Genomic DNA, 2,330 nt, shown 5'->3' on the forward strand with positions numbered 1-2,330 from the left:
CTGATGGACGGGCCGGCGGCGCTGCGCCACTACATGATCGACAATTTCGTGGTCGAAGGCATCAGCTTCGATGACGTGATGAACGACGACAAGGCGCTGGAAGCCTTCGTGCGCAAGGCGACCATCGGCGTGTGGCACGCCTCGTGCTCATGCCGCATGGGCCGGGCTGACGATCCGATGGCGGTGGTCGACAACCAGGGCCGCGTCAGGGGCATCCAGGGCCTGCGGGTCGTCGTCGCCTCGATCTTCCCGGTGGTGCCATGCGCCAACACCAACTTTCCGGTCCTGATGTCGGCGGAGAAGATCGCGGCGACGATGGTGCCGTGATTTCGTCAAGCTTCGTAGGGTGGGTTAGCACCGCGGTTGCGCGAAGCGCAGTCCGCGGGGCGTAACCCACCTCTTCTGCCTCTGCGGAGAGGAACAGTGGTGGGTTACGCCAGCGGACTGCGCTGCGCGCAGCCGCAGGCTAACCCACCCTACAGATCTACGCCGCCCTGAGATCGCCGACGAAGCCGTCGACGTCGCGCTTGAGATCGTCCGACAGGCGCGCCAGCATCTTGGCGGAATCCAGCACCTCGCCGGCGGCGGCGCCGGTCTGGCCGGCGGCTTGAGAGACGCCGGAGATGTGGCGCGAGACCTCGTTGGTGCCTTGCGAGGCCTGCTGCACGTTGCGCGCGATCTCGCGGGTCGCGGCGCCCTGCTGCTCGACGGCCGCCGCGATCGCCGCCGCAATCTCGTTGACCCGCTGGATGGTGGAGCCGATCGATCGGATCGCGGTCACCGAGGACTGGGTTGCGCCCTGGATCGCGGCGACCTGGCCGGTGATCTCCTCGGTCGCCTTCGCGGTCTGCGTAGCGAGGTTCTTCACTTCGGATGCGACCACCGCAAAGCCGCGGCCGGYGTCGCCGGCGCGTGCGGCCTCGATTGTGGCATTGAGCGCGAGCAGATTGGTCTGCTCGGCAATGCCGGTGATCAGCGCGACGACGTCGCCGATGCGCTGCGCGGCATCGGCCAGCGCCTGCACCTCGGCATTGGTGCGGTCGGCTTCGGCCGAAGCGGCACCGGCAATGCTGGAGGATTCGGCGACCTGACGGCTGATCTCGCTGATCGAGGCCGAGAGCTGCTCGGTGGCGGCGGCAACCGTCTGCACATTGGAGGAGGCATCGCCCGAGAGGCTCGCGACCGAGGCCGCCTTGGACGAGCCCTGCTCGGCGGTTGACGACATCGACTGCGCGGTGGCGTTCAGCTCGCCGGAGGCCGAGGCCAGCGTGTGCAGCGATTCCGTCACGGTCTTCTCGAACTGTTCGATCAGTCGTTCGACGGCGAGCTGCCGCCGTTCCTTCTTTGCCTGCTCGGCGGCCTGTTCCTCGGCGAGGCGATCGCCGGTGATCATGTTCTCCCGGAACACGGACACCGCGCGCGACATTTCCCCGATCTCGTCGCCGCGCTCGATGCCGGCGAGCTCGATCGCATAGTCGCGCTCGGCAAGGGAGCGCATCGCCTGCGTCAGCTTGCGGATCGGCGCGCTGACGCGGCGATTGACGAGGATGAAGCCGAACACCGTGATGGCGAGCGCGACCAGCATCATCCCGCCATTGAGCGCCAGGCTCCATTTCGCCGATGTCATCTGCTGCTCGGCGCGGGCGACCATTTCCGCGAGCGCGACCTGGCCGGCCTCGACGCTGTAGCCGAGAATGGCGGTGTTGAGCTTCGACAGGTCCTCGATCTTGATGTCGATGGTCTGGTTGTTGCTGAGCGCCTTGATGAAGCCCTGCTGGCGCTCGGTCATGGCGGCGGCATCGCCCTGCTTCGAGCGCGCGATCACGTCAGTGAGCCTTGCGGGAGCGTCGGGGCGGCCGGCGACATCCAGCACCTGGCTCCAGGCCTGCTTGGCGCGGCCGGTATCCTCGGCGGCGCCGACCATGTCGGCGGCGCTCCAGGGCTTGCCGCTCGCGGCCGCGGCTTCCAGACGGATGGCGACGAGGCCGCCGAAATTGCGTGCGGCCCAGGCCGACTGCTTTACGCCCAGGAGATGATCGACCACGGGATCCGTGAGCTTGAGCGCGTTCTCGAGCTCGGCCGTCAGCGCCAGAATGGCATCGAGATAATCCTGCGCAGCTTTGCGGAATTCGTCGCCGACCTTTGCGTCACGCTCCGCCTTCGCCTGGTGGATAGCCGTTTCCGCCTTGGGCCGCAGCGGCATGAGCGCGTCATGGACCGCGACGAGCTTGCTCATGGCACCGGCAAGGCGGGAATCCGCCACGCCATCGAGACGCTCGAGCACGCTTTTGTAGGCGGCTTCCGACAACTGCCGGTTGGTGGCGATGCGG

The 2,330-nt window shown here is 67.3% G+C and carries 2 protein-coding genes; one reads left to right on the top strand and one right to left on the bottom strand.

What is annotated here, in order from left to right; translation table 11 throughout:
* A partial coding sequence (locus tag AC1D00_RS36970; RefSeq protein ID WP_477014064.1) for a GMC oxidoreductase occupies positions 1-327 on the top strand: 327 nt, incomplete at its 5' end.
* A gap of 157 nt (positions 328-484) precedes the next feature.
* Here AC1D00_RS36970 and AC1D00_RS36975 read toward each other — a convergent pair.
* Positions 485-2,330: methyl-accepting chemotaxis protein (locus AC1D00_RS36975; protein WP_477014065.1), on the bottom strand; the 1,846-nt coding region annotated here is incomplete at its 5' end.

This window comes from Bradyrhizobium sp. P2_E8 (assembly GCF_056403875.1).